Here is a 21,519-nt window from a genome sequence, read left to right on the forward strand (position 1 = left end):
ATAAAGAAGCCAAAATTCCATTATTTTGAGAAGAAAACCTAAACTGTTTTTAAGGAGGTGTCATATTGATAGAAAGAAGGCCTGAGTTTGAAAAAATCACATCCTTTGATGAATTTAATAAATACTACTGGTATCGTGATGAGCTTTCACAGATATGCCAGTCATTAGGGCTTGAAAATAGAGGTACAAAACAGGAACTCAATGATATTATTGAGCAGTACTTTAAGGGGAATTTGATTAAAAAATCATCAGTAAAAAGGAAAAAGAAACGAGTAGAAGTCGTTACCTTAGATACGCCCTTGCTTGAATGCGGGTTCTCCTTTAACGCACACTTTAGAGAATATTTCTCAACTTTAACAGGTGTTTCGCCCTTTAAATTTACTGCTGATATGGCAACTGCTTGGAGAAAAGTAAAAAAAGAAAATGATTTGAGTTTTACAATTCAAGATATGCTAAAGGTTTATTATGGAAATTCAGATTATGCCAAGTATGATCATTCGGTTTGTCAATGGAACCAATTTCTAAAGGATTTCTGTGCAGACGAAAATAGCGGCAACTACTCGAATAAACTAAAAGTAGCTTCTATTCTTTGGAAAGAAGTTAGAAATTCAAAAAATGAAAAAATTTATTCAAAGAATCTTTTGACCAAATATGCTGATAAAATAAAAGAGTGTGGCAAGTAGGAATGTCAGTATAAACCAATAGTTCACAGGGAGGAAGTTTATGCTATGCGTGTTTCTGATAAAGAGAAATTAGATTCTAAGAAAATTGAGTTTGATATAATGGAGAAAGTAGCCTCTCTTCGAGTTCGTAAATTTTTAAAAGATAGACCTCAAGTATCTCCCGCTTTCTCATCTGGTATGATAGATGGATACTTTGATGATAAGGTCTCGGATTTATTTTGGAAACTTCTTGCTGTTTACATTCTAAGTAACTTAATTGGAGCTCTTCCATGGGCTATTCCTTATGGAGAAGAGGAAGTAGCAGTAATGCAAAATCAAGCTAAGAAAATTTTAGAATGGTATCACTATATGAACCGAATAATCCCAAGTTGGTATCTGAACAAGAATAATGCTGAATAATAAATGTTATAATCATAAGAGAATAGGATGGATAATTTAACGTTTAGATAGAAAAATATAAAGAATATTGAAATCATTTGTTGTAACTGTGTAAAAGATAGTTTAGTATTTGCTGAGATAAAAACGAATGCAATCATGTGACTGAAAAGATAACATAACAATAAAAATTTGAGGAGGAATGTAGGATGTTGTTGGATGATGAAAGATATGCAGAGGTTATTGCTTATGGTAAGGAAGCTGTAACCAAGATAGGCGAAAACAAGTTCGAGGAGGGATTCGTTCTTGCAGAACAAGGTTGGAACGCTTTTCCAGAGTCGGGAGCAAAATGGAATCAGGGATACAACTATGCGAAAAGCTTTTTCAAGCATGCGATCGGAAATAGAGATATGGTGATAGCAAAATCTTGGTTGGACAGAATGATCGAAAACAATGATGAGCTGCACTTGTTTGATTCTGAGGTTGAACACATGAAGGCAAAGTATGAATTTGAACTTGGAAACTTAGACGAAGCATTTGAACTATGGAAGAATCTGCTCAAACAAAAAGGTGTAGGCAACCGATATTTCCAGTCTGACGATCCAAAGTATAAGGAATTCTATCAATCAAGAAAATAATTTTATTCAGCAAATAGGAAATAAAAAACAACTAAGAGAAATCAATCTTAGAGAGGGATTGTGATATCTGTATAAGGAATTGTTATAAAAAGATGAATCAACATAAGGAAAAATAATTGCTGGAGGAACTATGAACCAAATTGAGAAGTATCGAATATTGAGTGCAGGAAAAGCATTCGGTCACCGTGCCAAAATTGCCTTGGTCTTACTTGACAGCAAGACAGCCTATGAAGAATTAAAAGAAGAAGGCGCACAAAGCATGGTTGCTGGAAGTTATGACTGTGTAGGAGGAGACCCGGCTGTAATACTTGAAAGAATAGCAATAGAATTGATATGTCGTGACACCCGTAATACATGGTATTTACCTGATAATGTAAAATTTTGGGATAAGCGTTTCGGCAGTTTGTTTGAAAACAAGTTTTTTTGCTACGACGATGATATAGAAACATGGAGCAAGATACTTGACAAATATTTTGTAAAACTGCAGTGGATGCCGAAAAGAGAAGATTATACTTCAACAAGGAGCTATAATAATGTTTGGGGATATTTTGCAGAACTTTTAGCAGTTGTAAAACAAAATAATCATCCTGAGTTTGATAAGTATTATGAAATTGCAGTTCAAAATGGAATGAATCCAGTGGTTTTGGAAAGAAAGTTACAAGAACTGTCTGAAATCAAACAACAATTTTCTATAATTTAACAGGTAGTCATTCAGTTTAGAAAAAATGTGACAAAAAATGAATCAATTTATGTTCGAAAGGAAAGAATTACAGATTTTATATCCTTTGAAGCCGTTGTATGTGCAGTGTAGTAGCTGCCGACGATATAATCTAGCTAGCCAATCGTTTCATAAGCAGAAGAAGCCTAAAACAAGGCCTTAGAATAAAAGCCACAATTCTCTGGTTCTATAATTGCAAAAAATAATGTCGAATCAGCAAATCTTTTATATTTGCTGATTTTTAACTATCAAGGCAAGTGATTCATCTTTTTACTTAGATTCTATGACTTGTTTTTCGAATTGAGATTATTGAAGATTTTTAATATAATAAAGTAGAAATAACGAACATTTAGATGAAATTAACATTTGAGGTTTAGAGTAAACATGAGTCTATTATTTGAAGAATTTAAAACCATTTGTTTCCATTTAAACCAAGTCGGAATTACACCGACACTGATGGGTTCTTTGGGATTTGAATACCGTTCAAATGAAGAATGGAAGCCATCTGACATTGACATTCATGTCCCTGGAGATCCTAGAGGATGGGAAGCGCCTGATCATCTCAGGATTTATGACTGGGACAAGATAATGAAAGTGATGAACCACTTAGGCTACACTTTAATAGATCTTCATGAGCATGAATTCCAAAAAGATGACTTGAGTGTTGAATTTGGAAGTATCGATTCCTTACCTGATTTTGCAGGAGTTTCGGAATCGGATATAGAGCTTATCCATCTTGAGAACATCACTTTTCGTGTTCCAAGTCTGGAACAGTATCTAAGTATTTACAAAGCTTCTTCTCAAGACTCCTATCGAAACAATCAAAATAGCAATAAAGATTTTAAGAAGATTGATTGGCTGGAAAGACATTTGTAAATCATCATTTAAAAAGTAGTAAGTTGTGAGATTAACTGCTTTTTTATTTTCATAAACAAACTATTGGAAAATACAAACGAGCCTTGCAAATAAGATTTTAAAGTAGTATACTGGAGTTATAATTATGAAAACGTTTGCGTCGCAGATGAATGAAAGTAAATCAGGAGACAAATACAGTGGAATTAACAGCTATTTACCATAGACCAGAGTCGGAGTATGCTTATCTATATAAGGATAAGCAAATGCACATCCGTATCCGGACCAAGAAAGATGATATCGAAAGCATCAACTTACATTATGGTGATCCTTTTATCTTTATAGAGGATCGTTATGAAGCAATCAAGGAGATGAGGAAACTTACCTCCGATGCTTTGTTTGATTACTGGCAAGTGGAGGTTACAGTTGGCTATGCCCGACTCCAGTATCTTTTTGAAGTCAAGGATAAGCAAGGTCGGAGAATCTTATACGGCGATAAGGGGTGTGTTGAAAACACACTAGAAAATCTTCATTACGAGGGGAATGGCTTTAAGCTTCCTTATATTCATGAAATTGATGCTTGTCATGTTCCTGACTGGGTTTCAAAGACGGTTTGGTATCAGATTTTCCCAGAAAGATTTGCCAACGGCAATCCTGCTCTTTCGCCAGAAGGAGCTCTAGCTTGGGATTCGTCAATCACGCCTAAAAGTGAGGACTTCTTTGGTGGAGATTTACAAGGCATCATTGACCATCTGGATTACTTACAAGACTTAGGGATTACAGGTCTTTATCTCTGTCCGATCTTTGAGTCCCCGAGCAATCACAAGTACAATACGACGGATTATTTCGAAATTGACCGTCATTTTGGAGATAAAAAGACTTTCCGTCAATTAGTGGAGCAAGCCCATCAGAGAGGCATGAAAATCATGCTGGACGCTGTTTTCAACCATATCGGAGACCAATCTCCACAGTGGCAGGATGTTCTCAAACATGGTGAAGATTCTATTTATAAAGACTGGTTCCATGTTCAAGAGTTCCCAGTGACCAAGGATAAGCTAGGTAATCCGAGAAAACTCCCTTACCACACCTTTGCCTTTGAGAGCTATATGCCTAAGCTCAATACGGCAAATCCTCAAGTGAGAGACTATTTGTTGAGTGTTGCGACCTACTGGATTGAAGAATTTGATATCGATGCTTGGCGCCTGGATGTGGCCAATGAAGTCGATCACCAATTTTGGAGAGATTTCCGTAAGGCTGTCTTGGCTAAAAAACCTGACCTTTATATTCTTGGAGAGGTCTGGCACACTTCTCAGCCTTGGCTAAATGGCGATGAATTCCACGCGGTCATGAACTATCCTCTCTCTGACAGTATCAAGGATTATTTCTTGCGTGGGGTCAAGAAGTCCCATCAATTTATCGATGAGATCAATAGCCAGTCTATGTACTATAGACAGCAAATTTCGGAAGTGATGTTCAATCTCTTGGATTCGCATGATACGGAGCGTATTTTGGCTACAGCCAAGGGAGATGTCCAACTGGTTAAGTCTGCCCTAGCCTGCCTCTTTTTACAAAGGGGGACACCGTGTTTCTACTATGGAACCGAGCTAGAATTAGACGGAGGGCCAGACCCAGATTGTCGTCGTGTCATGCCTTGGGAACGTGTTTCCGACAGTAATGACATGCTTAACTTTATGAAGAAATTAATTCAGCTTCGCAAGGATACTTCAGGCATTATCCAGCATGGGAAATATATTCTAGAAGAAATCAAGCCTGACGTGCTATCTCTAGAATGGCATTATGATGGACAAAAAATCCAAGCTATTTTTAACCAATCAGCTGAAAACTATCTTGTAGATATTGATGCTGTAGCGTTAGCAAGTCATTGCCAAGAATTGGACCAGCAACTGGTGATATTGCCTAAAGGTTTCGTGATTTTTTACTAAGGAGAGATTAAGAGTGACAGGAAAATTCTAGTATAGAACGCATTTTACAAACAGACTATTTGGTGTCTTGCTACACCTGATATATAATTTAACTTAGAGAGAATAGGAGGATTAATCAGATGGAATTACAAGATTTTACAGAAAAAGAACAAGAAATGATTAAAAAGGGACTCACTTTTTCTAAACTGAACGACAAGGAAACAGCCGATAAGATTATCGCCTTAATTCCTCAAGATATGATTAAACGGATTCCATTTTTTGTTAGAAAACATGCTATTACACGTACAGTCAAGAGAATTTCACTTGAGTATCCAGAGTTGTATGCTGTAGCTGAACAAGAAGGGCAACTTCCTGAAAAGGAAGCTCAAGAATTGCGCCAAATTCTGACAGATATTTTCCAAGAAAAAATGAATAAGCATAAGATTAAGTAGTTTTTAATCATTTACTTAATCTTATACTTGCTCGTATTGAAATGATACTATCTTATTCCCACATACTGTGTTGAGCTCTAACACCATAACTATCTATGGAACCATCTGAATTGAACTTGGCTTCAATCCTGTATCTTTTCCAGAGGTCGTAATCTGCCGTTTGAATGGTTAGGATGTAGTTTGAGTCAGTCTCAGCGACATTGTAATCAGCAGGATTGACTTCAAAGATATCGATTAATTTTCTTGTTTGAAAATCTTGGAGCTTGAGATTTGCTAAACTGACATGATTGATAGAAATTCCCTGCAATTGATGGGCATCCTTAGGCGTTCTATAGTAGGTAATGACACAGTTTTTGAGTTGATCAGTATCTTTGCCAGTAGGAGTAAGGGTCATAAAACCATAGGACTGATCTTCACGTTTGATTTCGAGAAGCTGGCCGTAGTAGAAATGGTCGTTTTTTGGATTGGTGATAGGACTATTTGCACCTTTATCTTCGAAGGTGAAACCTTGCTCTAAAAGCTCGGAAGCCTTGGTCTCTCCGATAATGACTGTGGTATTTTGAATGGTGACTGGAACAGATTGAGCTGGAAGACCACTCATCATGATGCAAAACATAAAAACATAACTCGTTAAAAAAGCTGTCCCGATAAAAGCGTTGGTTGATGCATAGACATGACTGTTACGAAAGTTTTTTCTTATAGCTAGTACAACCAATTTGCCGATACTTTTTAAAACCATACTAACAAGTACGATAAAAAATTGTTTTTTCAAACATTCATAAATGGCTTGAGGAAAGCTATTGCCATGATAGTAGAAGCCAGCCAATACGAGTAGATTTACGATTAAATAGATTAGCAAGAACCAATGAATCTCTTTAAGGGCATTAGCATCAGTGATTTCTTCATAGTCAACGTGAATTCTTCCTTGAACAGCATGACCAAGTTTATAAATCCATTTGGGAATGTCTTTGCCTTTTTTAACCGCAACTACAAGTCTAATATAGAGATAAAAGGTAAAGGATAAGGATAGAAAGAAAAGAGCATAAAAAATCAAAACAACAGTAGTGAACATGGCTATATCCCCCTTTTTTCACCAATGAATACAGAACAATTTATTAGCTCCATTATAGCACTTTCTTGGGAAACAGAGCTAGAAATATCAGTAATATTCTTAAAGATAAAAAGATGGGAATGATTGCCATTTATGCTATACCGATTGTACTGATAGAAGGTAGTCCTTTCTTAATAATCATTTTATTATTCGGGAATTTGTTTTTAATGAGAAAGAAAAGATTTGAGATAGAACATAAAGGAGTAGAGAGCCATGGGTAGAACGGTGATTATAGGTACTTTAATAGCTTTTGCAATCTTTAATCTGCTGCTAGGTCTGGGCTTCTATCTTTTTCTAAAAAATAGGAAAGAGAATGGACAGTCATTGTACGAAACTCCTGTAAATCAACAAACTCGAACAGAAAAACTGGGTCTAGGCGAGATTTTGATCTACCTGACACTGATTGTCATCGCAGGGATCTTTGCCTTTCAGACCTTAAATAGAGGCGGTGTGGGGAATTCTATTTTAGCCAAAATGATCCTCCTACCTGCTCTAATGGCCCTTTTCAATGCAAGAAAACGAACTGGGAAGTCTATGCTTGCCCTCCTTATAACCTTCCTTGTCTTTCTAGTAGGAGTCATGTTTAATCTCACGATTGGTTTGCCACCTCAAGCACCGATTTTACAAATTAATGAAAGTAAAATCATTTTAGCTGAAACTAAATCCAGTGAGCTGATGGACGCTGGATTTGACATCTATGTGAGACAGGGCGATGGTGGTAGCGACTATGAAGACCTCCTGACAAGTAACAGTTTCCAAAAGTATCCTGGAGATAAAACAGTTACAATCGAAAAAGGCTTCAAGCTTGATAGCAATGCTGTTCCTTACTCTCCCTATCTCCTAGCAAAAGATGGCATAGTACTGGGCAGTATTTCCTTTTACGGTGCTGAGGACCATGATGTGGCTATAGAAGATTCTAAGGTTATTCAGGTTCGATTTAACAAGGACAGTATTGAGGCAGCGAAAAAACATTCTATTACTTTCAAATTAAATGAACTTGACTTGACTACACGACTGGATGTTTCTCTTGTTCAAGAAACTTTCAAGAAGCATCTATGGTCAATTCCACCATCAAATACAAGTGATGTCACTCAACTATGGTATGGATTAAAGTGGTCCAGCAACAGTGATTCGATATTTTGGAATGAGTACTATGGTCTCATCCGCCTAGATGAAAATTATATGATGACTGATTTTGAACTAGCTGTTCAAGTAGCACGAGATAAGTAGATAAGATTTTGAATAACTGACTATACTTACGATTCAACAAAGGAACTAATCGATTTAGTTCCTGTTTTTGTTTTTTGATTTCAATTTAAAACGATTTCTTTTTATCGTTAAATACCATTTTGCGAACAAAAAATGAAATTCTTTAAAAAACTTTCACAAAATACTTTACAAGCTCTTGTAAACATGATATAGTTATAAGGCTTAGAAAATGAGAAGATGTTTTCTAGCAAATATAAACCCGAGTAAAAAATGCCTACGGACAGGCAGGGTTGAATGCCGAAGCGTGGTTGAAAAACCACATTATTGATAGGGTTAAAAGCCTACTTTTATAAGTTGATGTTAGGACGCTTGTCCTAATTCATAAATTTTTAGTGTGGTGAAAGCACACGTCATCTTGTGAAACGATCAATAAAGTACGTAATATTTGCTACTAGAGAGTTAGGAAACATCAGGAACAGACATACTCAACAGAAACCAAAATAAAAACGTCAGAAGATTGCAGAGCAGGTGAAAACCTGCTCTTTTTTCATAAGTCAACCTTTGATTGCCCTCATCTTTTTGAGGAACTAAAAATACGGTAAAGGAGTATGTCTTGAAAAAGTTAGATCAGAATCAGGCACCTATTTATGACGGTCTGATTAAGCTAAGAAAGAAACGGATTGTTCCCTTTGATGTACCAGGTCACAAACGCGGACGGGGAAATCCAGAACTTGTTGAATTGTTGGGAGAAAAATGTGTTGGCATTGATGTCAATTCTATGAAACCCTTGGATAATTTAGGCCATCCCATTTCGATTATTCGGGATGCAGAGGAGCTAGCAGCTGATGCTTTTGGAGCAGCCCACGCATTCTTAATGATTGGGGGAACAACATCATCTGTTCAAACCATGATTCTTTCTACCTGCAAGGCTGGAGATAAGATTATTCTGCCGCGTAATGTCCACAAATCTGCTATTAATGCATTGGTTCTATGTGGTGCCATTCCCATCTATATCGAGATGAGTGTAGATCCTAAAATCGGCATCGCCTTAGGTCTTGAAAATGACCGTGTAGCACAAGCTATAAAGGAACATCCCGAGGCCAAGGCAATTTTGATTAACAATCCTACTTACTACGGAATCTGTTCAGACCTAAAGGGGTTGACAGAAATGGCTCATGAAGCTGGCATGCTTGTTTTAGTGGACGAAGCCCATGGGGCTCATCTGCATTTTACTGATAAACTCCCAATTTCTGCTATGGATGCTGGCGCTGATATGGCAGCGGTCTCTATGCATAAGTCTGGTGGGAGTTTGACTCAGAGCTCCATTTTACTTATCGGGGAGCAGATGAATCCTGAGTACGTTCGTCAGATTATAAACCTGACCCAGTCAACATCCGCCTCTTACTTGTTGATGGCTAGTTTGGATATTTCACGACGCAACCTTACCCTTCGTGGTAAAGAGTCATTTGAGAAGGTCATTGAGCTATCTGAGTATGCTCGTCGTGAAATCAATGCTATCGGTGGTTACTATGCCTACTCAAAAGAGTTAATAGACGGTGTGTCGGTCTGTGATTTTGACGTGACCAAGCTGTCAGTCTACACTCAGGGTATTGGCTTAACAGGTATTGAAGTTTATGACCTCTTGCGAGACGAATATGATATTCAGATTGAGTTTGGGGATATTGGCAATATCTTGGCTTATATTTCCATCGGCGACCGCATCCAAGACATAGAGCGTCTGGTCGGTGCTTTGGCTGATATTAAGAGACTCTATTCAAGAGATGGAAAGGACTTGATTGCTGGAGAATATATCCAACCCGAGTTAGTGCTGTCTCCACAAGAAGCTTTCTATTCAGAGAGAAAAAGTTTGACCTTGGACGAGTCTGTTGGACAAGTCTGTGGAGAATTTGTCATGTGCTATCCTCCAGGGATTCCTATCTTGGCTCCTGGTGAACGCATTACACGAGAAATTGTAAACTATATCCAATTTGCCAAGGAACGTGGTTGCTCCCTTCAAGGGACGGAAGATCCAGAGGTCAATCACATCAACGTCATTAAGAGAAAGGAGAACTAGATGGATTTATGGTTTTCTGAAGTTCATACTCCAGATGTGAAATTATCCCTGAGAACAGCCAAGCAACTCTACGCTGGTAAAAGTGAATGGCAGGATATCGAAGTCTTGGATACGCCAGCTTTTGGGAAAATACTGATTTTAAATGGGCATGTATTGTTTTCAGACGCAGACGATTTCGTCTACAACGAAATGACCGTACACGTTCCCATGGCTGTGCATCCCAATCCAAAGAAAGTCTTGGTTATCGGGGGTGGTGACGGCGGTGTTGCCCAAGTATTAACCCTCTATCCAGAACTGGAGCAAATCGATATCGTGGAACCGGATGAGATGCTGGTTGAGGTTTGTCGAGAATACTTCCCAGACTTTGCTGCAGGGCTAGATGATCCTCGTGTTACCATTTACTACCAAAATGGGCTACGCTTTTTGCGAAACTGCGAAGATGACTACGATATTATCATCAATGATGCAACAGATCCATTTGGACATACGGAAGGGCTCTTTACCAAGGAATTTTACGGAAACAGTTACAGAGCCTTGAAAGAAGACGGCATCATGATTTATCAGCATGGGAGTCCCTTCTTTGACGAGGATGAGTCAGCTTGCCGAAGCATGCACCGCAAGGTCAATCAAGCATTTCCAATCAGCCGGGTCTATCAGGCACATATTCCGACCAGTCCTGCTGGTTATTGGTTGTTTGGATTTGCATCGAAAAAATACCACCCTATCAAAGATTTTGATAAGGAAGGCTGGAAAAAACGCCAGCTTTTCACAGAATACTACACTGCAAACTTACATGTGGGAGCCTTTATGTTGCCTAAGTATGTAGAAGACATTTTAGAAGAAGAGGAAGGGAAAAAATGAGTTGTCTATTAGTTATCGGATGTGGAGGCGTTGCCCAAGTTGCTATTTCAAAGATTTGTCAAGATAGCGAAACCTTTACAGAGATTATGATTGCTAGTCGTACCAAGTCAAAATGTGATGACTTGAAGGCTAAACTGGAAGGCAAAACAAGTACAAAGATTGAAACAGCTGCTCTTGATGCTGACAAGGTCGAAGAAGTGATTGCCTTGATTGAAAGCTACAAGCCAGAAGCCGTTTTGAACGTAGCTCTGCCATACCAAGACTTGACCATTATGGATGCTTGTTTAGCGACTGGAGTTCACTATATCGACACAGCTAACTACGAGGCAGAGGATACAGAAGACCCTGAATGGCGTGCCATTTATGAAAAACGTTGCAAGGAACTAGGTTTTACAGCTTACTTTGACTACTCATGGCAGTGGGCTTATCAGGAGAAATTCAAAGAAGCAGGCTTGACAGCTCTTCTCGGTTCTGGTTTTGACCCAGGTGTGACTAGTGTCTTTTCAGCATACGCCCTCAAACATTACTTTGATGAAATCCACTATATCGACATTTTAGACTGTAATGGTGGAGATCACGGTTATCCATTTGCGACAAACTTTAACCCAGAAATCAATCTCCGCGAGGTTTCTGCGCCAGGTTCTTACTGGGAAGATGGGAAATGGGTCGAAGTCGAAGCCATGTCAATCAAGCGTGAGTATGATTTCCCTCAGGTTGGACAAAAAGACATGTATCTCCTTCACCACGAAGAAATTGAATCATTGGCCAAAAACATTCCTGGAGTCAAACGGATTCGTTTCTTTATGACTTTTGGTCAATCCTATCTAACGCACATGAAATGCTTGGAAAATGTCGGACTCCTTCGTACGGATGCTATTAACTTTAATGGACAAGACATCGTGCCGATTCAATTCTTAAAAGCCTTGCTTCCTGATCCTGCCAGCCTTGGCCCACGTACAGTTGGAAAAACCAATATCGGCTGTATCTTTACAGGTGTCAAAGACGGTGTTGAAAAGACCATCTATATCTACAATGTTTGCGATCATCAGGAATGTTACGCAGAAGTTGGTTCACAAGCAATTTCATACACAACAGGCGTTCCAGCTATGATTGGGACAAAATTAGTTATGAACGGTACTTGGAAACAACCTGGAGTTTACAACCTTGAAGAATTGGATCCAGATCCATTCATGGAAGCTTTGAATGAGTATGGTTTGCCTTGGGTTGTGGTTGAAAATCCACAAATGGTGGACTAATGAAGCTAGAACAAGTACCCACACCAGCTTACGTCATTGACTTGGCAAAGTTAGAAGCCAACTGCCGCATTTTGCAATATGTACAAGAAGAAGCCGGTTGTAAGGTTTTGTTAGCTCAAAAGGCTTATTCTCTCTATAAAACCTATCCCCTAATTAGCCAGTATCTATCAGGTACGACAGCTAGTGGACTCTATGAAGCGAAGTTAGCTAGAGAAGATTTTCCGGGGGAAGTCCATGTCTTTGCGCCAGCTTTCAAGGATGCGGACTTGGAGGAATTGCTGGAGATAACAGACCATATCGTCTTTAACTCGGAAAGACAGTTGCGTAAACACGGTTCACGTTGCCGAGAGGCTGGCATTAGTGTCGGTTTGCGTCTCAACCCACAGTGTTCAACTCAGGGTGACCACGCGCTCTATGACCCTTGTGCACCTGGCTCCCGTTTTGGAGTGACTTCAGACAAGATACCAAGTGATTTGCTGGATTTGGTGGATGGCCTTCATTTTCATACTCTTTGTGAGCAAGGGGCAGATGATTTAGAGACAACCTTGAAAGCAATAGAAGAGCAGTTTGGTTCTTACTTACATCAAGTTAAATGGCTCAATATGGGTGGCGGACATCATATCACAAGAGATGACTACGATGTGGATTTGCTGATTTCTGAAATCAAGCGCATCCGAGAAACTTACAATCTTGACGTCTATATCGAGCCGGGTGAAGCCATTGCGCTCAATGCGGGTTATCTAGCAACTGAAGTATTGGATATTGTGGAAAATGGTATGGAGATCTTAGTTTTAGATGCCTCTGCAACCTGCCATATGCCTGATGTACTTGAGATGCCCTATCGACCACCTTTGAGAAATGGATTTGAACCGCAGAAAAAAGCCCATACCTATAGACTTTCTTCCAATACCTGTCTAACGGGTGATGTGATTGGCGACTATAGCTTTGAAAATCCAATCCAAATCGGTGATAGACTTTATTTTGAAGACATGGCAATCTACTCCTTTGTTAAAAATAATACCTTTAACGGTATTGGCTTGCCAAGTCTCTATCTCATGGACGAGCAGGGAGACTGCAGCTTAGTCAAAGCCTTCGGCTACCAAGACTTTAAAGGGAGATTATCATGATAGACAGTCCAAAGAAATTAGGCTACCGTATGCCAGCAGAGTATGAAGCTCATCATGGTACTTTGATGATATGGCCGACTCGACCAGGTTCATGGCCCTTTCAAGGAAAAGCTGCCAAAAGAGCATTTAGCCAAATTATAAAGACCATAGCAGAAGGGGAAACTGTTTATCTTTTGGTTGAGGAGGACTATCTATCTGAAGCCAAATCCTATCTTGGAGACAAGGTTGTTTATCTAGATATTCCTACTAATGATGCCTGGGCGCGTGATACTGGTCCGACGATTCTCGTCAATGATAAAAGAGAAAAGTTGGCAGTTGATTGGTCTTTCAATGCCTGGGGTGGTGCTGTCGATGGTCTTTATCAAGATTATGAAGATGATGACCAAGTAGCCAGTCGGTTTGCTGAGACCTTGGAAATGCCTGTTTACGATGCTAAACCTTTTGTACTGGAAGGAGGCGCGATACACAGCGATGGTCAAGGGACCATTCTTGTGACTGAAAGTTGCCTACTAAGCTCTGGTCGCAATCCTCATCTCAGTAAAGAGGAAATCGAAAACACCTTATTAGAGAGCCTTGGAGCTGAAAAAGTTATTTGGCTTCCTTATGGTATTTATCAGGACGAAACCAATGAACACGTTGACAATGTTGCAGCCTTCATCGGTCCTGCAGAGCTTGTTTTAGCTTGGACAGACGACAAAAGCGATCCTCAGTATGCCATGTCTGCAGCTGATCTTGCCCTTTTGGAGAAGGAAACAGATGCGAAAGGTCGTCCTTTCACTATTCATAAGCTTCCTATCCCAGCTAATCTTCAAGTAGTTACTGAGGAGGATTTACCAGGTTATACCTATGAAGATGGGGAAGAGGAGCGTTATGAGGGCGAGCGTCTTGCGGCTTCCTATGTCAATTTCTATATTGCCAACAAGGCTGTCTTAGTGCCACAATTTCAGGATGTAAACGACCAAGTGGCACTAGATATTCTCAGCAAGTGTTTCCCAGACCGTAAAGTTGTCGGAATACCAGCCAGAGATATTCTCTTAGGTGGTGGCAATATCCACTGTATCACCCAACAAATCCCAGAATAGGAGAAAAAGATGAGAAATGTAAGAGTTGCAGCGATTCAGATGCAATGTGCCAAGGATGTGGCAACAAATATTCAAACAGCTGAACGTCTTGTTCGCCAAGCTGCAGAGAAAGGCGCACAAATCATTCTCTTACCAGAGTTATTTGAACGTCCCTATTTCTGTCAGGAACGCCAGTATGACTACTACCAGTATGCCCAGTCGGTGACAGAAAATACAGCTCTTCAACATTTTAAATCGATTGCTAAGGAACTACAAGTTGTTCTACCGATCAGTTTCTATGAAAAAGATGGCAATGTCTTGTATAACTCTATCGCTGTCATTGACGCAGATGGGGAAGTGTTAGGAGTTTATCGGAAGACCCACATACCAGATGATCATTACTATCAAGAAAAGTTTTATTTCACGCCTGGTAACACTGGTTTCAAAGTCTGGGATACGCGCTACGCTAAGATTGGCATCGGCATCTGTTGGGATCAATGGTTTCCTGAAACAGCGCGCTGTCTTGCATTGAATGGTGCTGAATTGCTCTTTTATCCAACAGCTATCGGTTCAGAGCCAATTTTGGATACAGATAGTTGTGGTCACTGGCAACGTACTATGCAAGGTCATGCAGCAGCAAATATTGTTCCAGTCATTGCAGCCAATCGTTATGGATTAGAGGAAGTCACTCCTAGTGAGGAAAATGGTGGACAGAGTTCTAGTCTTGACTTCTACGGTTACTCATTTATGACGGATGAAACGGGAGCTATTCTAGAGCAAGCCGAAAGACAAGGAGAAGCTGTTCTGTTAGCAAGTTATGACCTTGATAAGGGAGCAAGCGAGCGTCTAAACTGGGGCTTGTTTCGAGATAGAAGACCAGAAATGTACCAGCGAATTACGGACTAGAAGATAAATTTTATAATCATTTTTTGATATTCACGCCTGTCTTACAAAAATGTAAGATAGGCTTTTTAAATGTAAGATAGGTGTACGATTATGCGTGGAAATGTATGCTATACTCTATGTAGATCAAAAAGAAAGAGGTTTATTATGAAAAAATGGAATGCGACGCAGTTGAAGTACCTGATGGCGGCAGTAATGATTCTAGACCATATCCCTCATATCACAGGAATCGTTTCTCCTATGTGGGAAGGTATTTTTCACGCTATGACTCGTTGTGTGGGAGTTTGGTTTGCCTATATGGCTATGGAAGGCTTCATTCATACTCGAAATCTGAAAAGCTATCTTATCCGTCTCTGGAGTTGGGCTCTTATCATGTTCGCGGGAAATAGCCTACTCAATGCCCTGTTTGCATCTAAAGGAGTAATGATCAATAATAACATTTTCCTGACTTTGGCTATCGGTGTCACCATGCTTTGGATTGCTTTTCCCAGAAAAGAGTTGGATCAAAAAGAGAGGTTATGGCGTCGGATTGGGACTGCTGGACTATTGATCTTCGGTTGTCTTTTTACTGAGGGTGGCATCACTATACTACCATTTCTCTTGATTAGTTACTCTTGTCGGAATCGTAAGGGATTGCGAAATCTCCTCTATACTCTCCTTTGGGCCTTCCTATTAGTGACTTCTATCCAAATCTATGACACATGGTATCAAACACTGGAAATGATGCTTTACAACTCTGACTGGCTCTTTATCACTGTTTTTCCTTTTATGGCCTTGTATAATGGGGAGCGTGGTGAACAAACTATATGGAATAAATATTTCTTTTATATCTTTTACCCAGCTCATTTATGGATCATAACCTTGATTGCTTATTTAGTTAAGTAGATTCAATTTCCATTAGCTCCTTCTTACTTATAATGTGAGAGGAGTTTTTCTGTGTCTGGAAATCCTAACAAAACATGTTATAATAGTTTTAGAAAGGACGATGTTTATGGCGAGCATACTTGTAATTGAAGATAATAATGAAATTCAGGAAATTTTAAAAACCCTTCTTATTGAGGAACACGAGGTGATCCAAGCCTTTTCTGGTACGGAAGGTATCATGCAATTTGATAAAGGTGGCATTGATCTCGTTTTGCTAGATATCATGCTTCCAGGAAAAAATGGCGACCAAGTCTTGCAAGCCATTCGACAAACTAGTCAGACTCCAGTTATCATGCTCACTGCTTTGAGTGATAAAAAGCTTATCAGCCAATATCTATTAGACGGTGCCAATGATTACATAGTAAAACCTTTTGATTTGAACGAAGTCTTTGCCAGAGTCACCGTGCAATTACGCCAAAGTGGTGAACATCAGTCAGGAGATCGAAGAGAAATTGATAACCTCGTACAAAACTTAAAAAATATCCAGTTCGATGCGGATAGTTTTGAAATAAGCAATTCTACTGAAACCATTCGCCTTGCAAAGAAAGAGTGTCAGATTCTCCAAATGTTGCTCCATCATCCTAAAAAGATCTTCACCAAGGAGGAACTCTATGAATTGATTTGGGAAGAAAGTTACCTGCCTGGAGACAATACGCTCAACACCCATCTAAGCAATCTCCGTAAGAAACTACATCAACTGGATCCAAATCACGAGTACATCGAAACCATTTGGGGAGTTGGTGTCCGATTAAAAGGAGACAAACAATGATTTACATTTTGATATCTTTGTTGCTCCTTATCAACATCATTCTAGCGATTTCTTTGATTCGCTATCATATAGCAATTAGAGATTTAAGCAGACAAATCGAAGAAAAGATTCGCTCTGGTAGCATGAAGAGAATCGGGGTAAATTTCTTTTCAAAGACTATTTTGCGACTACATAACCAAATTGAGAATCTATTTCAAGAAGTGGAGCAAAACCAGCTAATCATGAAGCGTGAAAAGCGTACCCTAGATATGGCAATCAGTAACATCGCTCATGACATTCGGACACCTTTGACAATCGCTTCAGGATATACCCAGCAACTAATAAAACACCCCGATAATAGTTCAGAAACCTTAAATAAAATAGCCCATCATCAGGATTTGGTTTCCAAACGTTTGGAGGCTCTCCTCGAATACCGTCATTTGATGGAAGGAGCAGTTAAACCGAAACTGGAAGAACTTGATTTATCAACTTTTATAACGAAAAAGACTTTAGCTTATTACGACGTTTTTCAATCTTCACATATTGTTCTTGATTTTAATGTTGAACCAGGATTGAAAACGACGGCTGATGAGGACTTGCTTGATCGAATTATACAAAACCTCCTTGGAAATGTTCTCAAGCACGGCAAGGAGAAGGCTCGACTTTCCTTGAAAAAGGAAGAAAAGGGGCTTGTTTTGGAAATTGATAATCTTGTCAAAAAATCTATCAAGAATATAGACAATCTCAGCAATCGTTTTTATTCTGAAAATATGTCAGATACCGAAGAATCCTCTGGTTTAGGTCTCTATATTACTGAGGAATTAGTTCATCTTCTTGGAGCGGAAATGAAGCTAGCCACTGATGGAGAATGGTTTTCGGTCTTTATTTACTTTTAACAGAAGAAATCTCCTCTATATCCTAGAGGAGGTTCTTTTTATAAACTTTTCTTCTTGAAAACAGTCAGTCCACTGAGAGAGAAGAAAAGTATGATAGCGATGCAAACCGTTATGGTATAGAGAACTGATTGACTATCAGCAGTCATAGCATAGGCAAAATCTAGAATTAAATATCGTAGAATTTCAATGTCTGGGAAAACAAGCATTGGCGTAGAAAGGATAATAGAGGTAACTAGATAGCCAATAAATGCGGCAAGATAAGAATGAGTCACATAGAGAATGAAGGAAACAATCGAAAGCCAAGCAAGGAGGCAGAGAAATTGAAGGAAAATCGTTAAGAGGAGGTTTGTAATAAAACCATCAGGCATCGTACCAAGTCCGTTTAGTAGAGTTGAGGGAACAAAAGCAATCACAAGGCTGGCGATGAGCTGTAAGAGAGCGATACTTGCTAGTACAAAGGATTTAGCAAGGAAAAACTCTGTACGAGAAACGCCAACAGTCAAACTATTTTTATAGAGTTTGCCGATTAAATCGACTCCAAGAACTAAACATACTAGAATAATACAGAGGAAAAGGTTTGAGCCGTTATTTGACGCGTTGATTAGAGCTTCTATCCCATTCCAACCATGGGTAGGAATCTCAGGTGGTGCTGTCTGAACTGACATTAGATGTCCTGTAGCCCCGATAGTAGCCCCCATTAGCAAGAGGACAAAGAGAACGAATTCTGTAATCCAGAATCCTTTGGAGTGGAAAAGACGGTAAAAATCTGCTTGAATGGTATGTATCATGATTTTTCTCCTATTCTACCAATTGTGTGAAGTATTCTTCTAGGTTTTGACGGGCAAAGTATATCTCATCAATAGCAACATCGGCCAAAGTTAGTTGCTTGAGAATCTGTTTGACATCTTGTTCATTACCAAAGATATGGATTTCATTGTCAGGGTTTACAACCTTAAACTGGAGCTGGATTTGTTCTTTCAATACCTGACAAGCTCTTTCTTTGTCGCTTGTTTTAAGCACAATATAATCCTCACTCAGTGTTTCAAATTCAGCTTTACTGATTTCACGGATAATCTTACCTTGATCCAGAATACCAAAGCGATTAGCTAAGAGATAGAGTTCTGACAAGATATGGCTAGAGATGAGGATGGTTATGCCTTTTTCTTGATTGAGTCGCTGGATCATGAGGCGAAATTCTTTGATTCCAATTGGGTCGAGACCGTTAATGGGTTCATCAAGAATCAGGAAATCAGGTTTGGATAGAAGGGCAATGGCGATGCCAAGCCTTTGTTTCATTCCTAGCGAGAAATCACGAAAGACTTTTTTCCCTGTATCTGACAAGCCAACATAGTCCAAAGTCTCATGAATCACCTTATCAGCATTTGGAATATGACGTATCATACAATAATATTTCAGATTTTGGTAGGCTGTTAAGTGATTATGGGCTACAGGTGATTCGATAACAGAACCCACTCGAGATAAAGCCTTGGTCCACTCATTTTGTTCTTTGCTAGAAAAGAGGGAAACTGTACCTTTGTCCGCAAACAATAATTGTGTAATGATTTTAATAAGAGTAGTTTTACCTGCTCCGTTTTTTCCAATTAGACCATAAATATCTCCCTCTTTTATGGTTAGACTAAGATCTTGAAGAATAGCTTGTTGGCCGAATTGTTTGGTCAGTCCATGAATTTCGAGTACTGTTCTCATGATTTTCTCCTTTTGATTTATTTTTCTAACTTTAGTATAAGCTATAGAAATCAAAGAAAGTTCAAGTAATTCTAAAGAGTTTCTAAAGTTTTGTGATTCTTAAAAGAAATAAAACCCAGTTGACATGAACTGGGCTTCTCAATTATAAAATATACTTCTCAATGGCACGCGCGACGCCGTTTTCTTCGTTGCTGGCTGTGACGTCGTTAGCAAGGGATTTGACATGGTCACTGGCATTTCCCATAGCAATGCCAAGTCCTGCAAACTGGAGCATTTCGATATCGTTATTGGCATCACCCATGGCCATAATTTCTGAGGGCTCGATCTTCAAAATCGCTGCTAGTCGAGAAAGAGCAGTAGCCTTTGTTGTTCCAAGTGGCATGGCTTCATAAATGACAGGTTGCGAACGAACTCCACTGAATCGTTGACAGAGCTCCTCCGCGAACCGCTGCTCAAAATCGTCTGTTTGCTCTTTTGTTCCTAAAAACATACCTTGGAACATCCGATATTTGCCACTGGTCGCTTCCTCAAGAGAAATTTCAGTCAGGTCTGAAAAGACTAGTTTAGCATCATTTTGAACAATTTCATTTGGTTTGCCACCGAGGACAAAATAATGCTCCTCATCAAAAAGAGTCAACTGGACCTCGCTTTTTTCAGCTAGCTCATAGAGATATTCAATGTCAGCTGGACTGAGTTCTTGCCAGTCAACTAGACTCCAGTCACTAGTCTGGTGGGTTGAGCAACCGTTATTGACAATGACGTACTCGTTCTGGAGGTCCAGTCCCAATTTTTTATAGTAGGGGAGGACACCGAAAAGTGGGCGACCTGTACAGAGAACCAGTTTGACACCTTTTTCAATGGCTTGGTGAATAGCAGTGATGTGGGCTTGCGGGATTTCCTTGGCTTCATTGAGGAGAGTTCCGTCCATATCCAAGGCTAGTAGTTTAATCATAAGACTTCCTTTTCTAGGTGTTTTGCTTTTATTATAGCATATAGACTATAAAATGTCTGACAGAATAGTAACATTTGACTTTCCTTTTCTTGAAAAACAAAATAAATTCTTATATAATATGTATACTTAATATTTAAGGAGAAAAAATGTCAAAGTATCACTTTAATTCAATTTACAAAAATGATGAAACAGAATCTACAGGTCTTCTTTTCATCAAAGTCTACAACAAATGGGAAAGCAACTTAAAAAGAGTTTTGAAATCGGTTGGCCTCACTTTGCCCCAATTTATCGTTTTAACCTCGCTCTTGTTTCTGTCTAATAGAGAGGAATATGTAACGCAAGTTGATATTGCTCGGTTCACTGGTGTGGATGCCATGACGGTTTCCCAGATTGTTAGGCTACTGGAGAACAAGGACTACATTAAACGCGATCAACATCCAAAGGATAGTCGGGCAAAACTGGTCTCAGTGACGAAGTCTGGTGCGGAGAAGGTCAATCAAGCTTTACCTTTAGTAGAAGGTGTTGATGAAGAATTTTTTGAAAAACTATCTAACGATAGAGAAGTTTTTAATCGTTTGTTAGTAGAGTTGGAGGATAAAAATGCCTAGATATTGGGTCGGAGTTGTTTCGAAGAACCATGTTTTAAGAGGAGTTGAAGGGAATTTTTGTCAGGTCTGTCATGGAAAGGGCGGCCCCTTAAACCGTATGAAAAAAGGTGACTATCTTTTATACTATAGTCCGAAATACGATATGAACAGTCAAGATAAGTTACAGGCTTTTGTGGCCGTAGGTAAAATTATAGATGACAAAGCCTATCAAGTAGAGCAATTTGAAGGATTTTTTCCCTTTAGACGAAATGTCGAGTATTATCAACCAGTCAAAGATTGCTCCATAGAAATAGCCAGACAACTTCCTGAATGGAAAGATTATACTTCTCGACTTCGTTATGGGCATTTTGAAGTTTCCAAAGATTTTTTCCTCCATATCTTTCAGCATATGAAAGTGGATGATGAAGCATGATCGATTTGCTAATTAAATGATTGTCAACTA

Annotated in this window: 22 protein-coding genes and 1 pseudogene; 19 read left to right on the plus strand and 4 right to left on the minus strand. The window is 39.2% G+C overall.

Annotated features, from left to right (window positions below):
- Positions 1 to 65 precede the first annotated feature (65 nt).
- From B7708_RS09180 to B7708_RS09210, 7 genes and pseudogenes are all read left to right on the plus strand, one after another.
- The gene (locus B7708_RS09180; RefSeq protein ID WP_084975314.1) at positions 66 to 683 is read left to right on the plus strand and encodes an SAP domain-containing protein; all 618 of its coding nucleotides are present in this window, start codon (positions 66 to 68) and stop codon (positions 681 to 683) included.
- A 150-nt stretch (positions 684 to 833) separates the two neighbouring features.
- Positions 834 to 1,082 (plus strand): annotated as a pseudogene (locus tag B7708_RS09185) (phosphotransferase family protein); the annotation flags it as partial.
- 185 nt (positions 1,083 to 1,267) lie between these two features.
- Complete coding sequence (locus tag B7708_RS09190; RefSeq protein WP_084975316.1) at positions 1,268 to 1,696, plus strand: hypothetical protein; 429 nt, start codon at positions 1,268 to 1,270, stop codon at positions 1,694 to 1,696.
- A gap of 130 nt (positions 1,697 to 1,826) precedes the next feature.
- Positions 1,827 to 2,396: a hypothetical protein gene (locus B7708_RS09195; RefSeq protein ID WP_084975318.1), complete on the plus strand. Its 570-nt coding sequence runs from the start codon at positions 1,827 to 1,829 to the stop codon at positions 2,394 to 2,396.
- Between the two features lie 402 nt (positions 2,397 to 2,798).
- Positions 2,799 to 3,290 carry a phosphoribosylanthranilate isomerase gene (locus B7708_RS09200; RefSeq protein ID WP_084975320.1) on the plus strand — a complete coding sequence of 164 codons (492 nt, stop codon included), beginning with the start codon at positions 2,799 to 2,801 and terminating at the stop codon, positions 3,288 to 3,290.
- Positions 3,291 to 3,466: 176 nt separating this feature from the next.
- A complete protein-coding gene (locus B7708_RS09205) occupies positions 3,467 to 5,209 on the plus strand; it encodes a glycoside hydrolase family 13 protein (protein ID WP_084975322.1) in 1,743 nt (580 codons plus the stop codon).
- A gap of 119 nt (positions 5,210 to 5,328) precedes the next feature.
- The gene (locus tag B7708_RS09210) at positions 5,329 to 5,640 is read left to right on the plus strand and encodes a hypothetical protein (RefSeq protein WP_084975324.1); all 312 of its coding nucleotides are present in this window, start codon (positions 5,329 to 5,331) and stop codon (positions 5,638 to 5,640) included.
- 52 nt (positions 5,641 to 5,692) lie between these two features.
- On the opposite strand, the gene B7708_RS09215 is transcribed toward B7708_RS09210, so the two are convergent.
- A complete protein-coding gene (locus tag B7708_RS09215; RefSeq protein ID WP_084975326.1) occupies positions 5,693 to 6,712 on the minus strand; it encodes a hypothetical protein in 1,020 nt (339 codons plus the stop codon).
- A 252-nt stretch (positions 6,713 to 6,964) separates the two neighbouring features.
- Between B7708_RS09215 and B7708_RS09220 the strand changes: the two genes are divergently transcribed.
- The 10 genes from B7708_RS09220 (at position 6,965) to B7708_RS09265 (ending at position 17,810) form a co-directional block, all read left to right on the plus strand.
- Positions 6,965 to 7,981: a hypothetical protein gene (locus B7708_RS09220; RefSeq protein ID WP_084975328.1), complete on the plus strand. Its 1,017-nt coding sequence runs from the start codon at positions 6,965 to 6,967 to the stop codon at positions 7,979 to 7,981.
- Between the two features lie 592 nt (positions 7,982 to 8,573).
- The gene (locus tag B7708_RS09225) at positions 8,574 to 10,034 is read left to right on the plus strand and encodes an aminotransferase class I/II-fold pyridoxal phosphate-dependent enzyme (protein WP_084975330.1); all 1,461 of its coding nucleotides are present in this window, start codon (positions 8,574 to 8,576) and stop codon (positions 10,032 to 10,034) included.
- Positions 10,035 to 10,895, plus strand: a complete 861-nt coding sequence (speE, locus tag B7708_RS09230; RefSeq protein WP_000366710.1) for a polyamine aminopropyltransferase — start codon at positions 10,035 to 10,037, stop codon at positions 10,893 to 10,895.
- On the plus strand, positions 10,892 to 12,151 hold the full coding sequence (locus B7708_RS09235) for a saccharopine dehydrogenase family protein (RefSeq protein ID WP_084975332.1): 1,260 nt from the start codon (positions 10,892 to 10,894) through the stop codon (positions 12,149 to 12,151). The genes speE and B7708_RS09235 overlap by 4 nt, the downstream gene beginning before the upstream one ends.
- The gene (nspC, locus tag B7708_RS09240; RefSeq protein ID WP_084975333.1) at positions 12,151 to 13,278 is read left to right on the plus strand and encodes a carboxynorspermidine decarboxylase; all 1,128 of its coding nucleotides are present in this window, start codon (positions 12,151 to 12,153) and stop codon (positions 13,276 to 13,278) included. The genes B7708_RS09235 and nspC overlap by 1 nt, the downstream gene beginning before the upstream one ends.
- Positions 13,275 to 14,360 (plus strand): agmatine deiminase, encoded by a 1,086-nt coding sequence (gene aguA, locus B7708_RS09245; RefSeq protein WP_084975335.1) that lies wholly within the window; start codon positions 13,275 to 13,277, stop codon positions 14,358 to 14,360. The genes nspC and aguA overlap by 4 nt, the downstream gene beginning before the upstream one ends.
- Positions 14,361 to 14,369: 9 nt before the next feature.
- On the plus strand, positions 14,370 to 15,245 hold the full coding sequence (gene aguB / locus B7708_RS09250; protein ID WP_084975337.1) for an N-carbamoylputrescine amidase: 876 nt from the start codon (positions 14,370 to 14,372) through the stop codon (positions 15,243 to 15,245).
- A gap of 144 nt (positions 15,246 to 15,389) precedes the next feature.
- On the plus strand, positions 15,390 to 16,127 hold the full coding sequence (locus B7708_RS09255; RefSeq protein ID WP_084975339.1) for a TraX family protein: 738 nt from the start codon (positions 15,390 to 15,392) through the stop codon (positions 16,125 to 16,127).
- A 106-nt stretch (positions 16,128 to 16,233) separates the two neighbouring features.
- A complete protein-coding gene (locus B7708_RS09260; protein ID WP_084975340.1) occupies positions 16,234 to 16,935 on the plus strand; it encodes a response regulator transcription factor in 702 nt (233 codons plus the stop codon).
- Entirely contained in the window at positions 16,932 to 17,810 is an 879-nt protein-coding gene (locus B7708_RS09265; protein ID WP_084975342.1) for a sensor histidine kinase, read from the plus strand. Before B7708_RS09260 ends, B7708_RS09265 begins: the two co-directional genes overlap by 4 nt.
- Before the next feature lie 38 nt (positions 17,811 to 17,848).
- Here B7708_RS09265 and B7708_RS09270 read toward each other — a convergent pair whose 3' ends face one another.
- From B7708_RS09270 to B7708_RS09280, 3 genes are all read right to left on the minus strand, one after another.
- A complete protein-coding gene (locus B7708_RS09270) occupies positions 17,849 to 18,598 on the minus strand; it encodes a hypothetical protein (RefSeq protein ID WP_084975344.1) in 750 nt (249 codons plus the stop codon).
- Between the two features lie 10 nt (positions 18,599 to 18,608).
- The gene (locus B7708_RS09275) at positions 18,609 to 19,517 is read right to left on the minus strand and encodes an ATP-binding cassette domain-containing protein (protein ID WP_084975346.1); all 909 of its coding nucleotides are present in this window, start codon (positions 19,515 to 19,517) and stop codon (positions 18,609 to 18,611) included.
- 142 nt (positions 19,518 to 19,659) lie between these two features.
- Positions 19,660 to 20,469 carry a Cof-type HAD-IIB family hydrolase gene (locus B7708_RS09280; protein ID WP_084975347.1) on the minus strand — a complete coding sequence of 270 codons (810 nt, stop codon included), beginning with the start codon at positions 20,467 to 20,469 and terminating at the stop codon, positions 19,660 to 19,662.
- Between the two features lie 146 nt (positions 20,470 to 20,615).
- Here B7708_RS09280 and B7708_RS09285 point away from each other — a divergent pair, with 146 nt between their 5' ends.
- Positions 20,616 to 21,077, plus strand: coding sequence for a MarR family winged helix-turn-helix transcriptional regulator (locus tag B7708_RS09285; RefSeq protein ID WP_084975349.1), 462 nt, complete (start codon positions 20,616 to 20,618; stop codon positions 21,075 to 21,077).
- The gene (locus B7708_RS09290; RefSeq protein WP_084975352.1) at positions 21,070 to 21,489 is read left to right on the plus strand and encodes an EVE domain-containing protein; all 420 of its coding nucleotides are present in this window, start codon (positions 21,070 to 21,072) and stop codon (positions 21,487 to 21,489) included. The genes B7708_RS09285 and B7708_RS09290 overlap by 8 nt, the downstream gene beginning before the upstream one ends.
- Positions 21,490 to 21,519 lie beyond the last annotated feature (30 nt).

Origin of the sequence: Streptococcus oralis subsp. dentisani (genome assembly GCF_002096615.1) — a bacterium.
In the GTDB taxonomy this organism is placed as follows: Bacteria; Bacillota; Bacilli; order Lactobacillales; family Streptococcaceae; genus Streptococcus; species Streptococcus oralis_U.

Excerpts from the sequence above, each read along its gene's own strand:
- B7708_RS09220 (WP_084975328.1), top strand. The coding sequence starts at position 6,965 with ATGGGTAGAACGGTGATTATAGGTACTTTAATAGCTTTTGCAATCTTT.
- B7708_RS09285 (WP_084975349.1), top strand. The coding sequence starts at position 20,616 with ATGTCAAAGTATCACTTTAATTCAATTTACAAAAATGATGAAACAGAA.
- B7708_RS09275 (WP_084975346.1), bottom strand. The coding sequence starts at position 19,517 with ATGAGAACAGTACTCGAAATTCATGGACTGACCAAACAATTCGGCCAA.
- B7708_RS09280 (WP_084975347.1), bottom strand. The coding sequence starts at position 20,469 with ATGATTAAACTACTAGCCTTGGATATGGACGGAACTCTCCTCAATGAA.
- aguB (WP_084975337.1), top strand. The coding sequence starts at position 14,370 with ATGAGAAATGTAAGAGTTGCAGCGATTCAGATGCAATGTGCCAAGGAT.
- B7708_RS09195 (WP_084975318.1), top strand. The coding sequence starts at position 1,827 with ATGAACCAAATTGAGAAGTATCGAATATTGAGTGCAGGAAAAGCATTC.
- nspC (WP_084975333.1), top strand. The coding sequence starts at position 12,151 with ATGAAGCTAGAACAAGTACCCACACCAGCTTACGTCATTGACTTGGCA.
- B7708_RS09190 (WP_084975316.1), top strand. The coding sequence starts at position 1,268 with ATGTTGTTGGATGATGAAAGATATGCAGAGGTTATTGCTTATGGTAAG.
- B7708_RS09235 (WP_084975332.1), top strand. The coding sequence starts at position 10,892 with ATGAGTTGTCTATTAGTTATCGGATGTGGAGGCGTTGCCCAAGTTGCT.
- B7708_RS09255 (WP_084975339.1), top strand. The coding sequence starts at position 15,390 with ATGAAAAAATGGAATGCGACGCAGTTGAAGTACCTGATGGCGGCAGTA.
- B7708_RS09290 (WP_084975352.1), top strand. The coding sequence starts at position 21,070 with ATGCCTAGATATTGGGTCGGAGTTGTTTCGAAGAACCATGTTTTAAGA.
- speE (WP_000366710.1), top strand. The coding sequence starts at position 10,035 with ATGGATTTATGGTTTTCTGAAGTTCATACTCCAGATGTGAAATTATCC.
- B7708_RS09215 (WP_084975326.1), bottom strand. The coding sequence starts at position 6,712 with ATGTTCACTACTGTTGTTTTGATTTTTTATGCTCTTTTCTTTCTATCC.
- B7708_RS09200 (WP_084975320.1), top strand. The coding sequence starts at position 2,799 with ATGAGTCTATTATTTGAAGAATTTAAAACCATTTGTTTCCATTTAAAC.
- B7708_RS09210 (WP_084975324.1), top strand. The coding sequence starts at position 5,329 with ATGGAATTACAAGATTTTACAGAAAAAGAACAAGAAATGATTAAAAAG.
- B7708_RS09270 (WP_084975344.1), bottom strand. The coding sequence starts at position 18,598 with ATGATACATACCATTCAAGCAGATTTTTACCGTCTTTTCCACTCCAAA.
- B7708_RS09260 (WP_084975340.1), top strand. The coding sequence starts at position 16,234 with ATGGCGAGCATACTTGTAATTGAAGATAATAATGAAATTCAGGAAATT.
- aguA (WP_084975335.1), top strand. The coding sequence starts at position 13,275 with ATGATAGACAGTCCAAAGAAATTAGGCTACCGTATGCCAGCAGAGTAT.
- B7708_RS09265 (WP_084975342.1), top strand. The coding sequence starts at position 16,932 with ATGATTTACATTTTGATATCTTTGTTGCTCCTTATCAACATCATTCTA.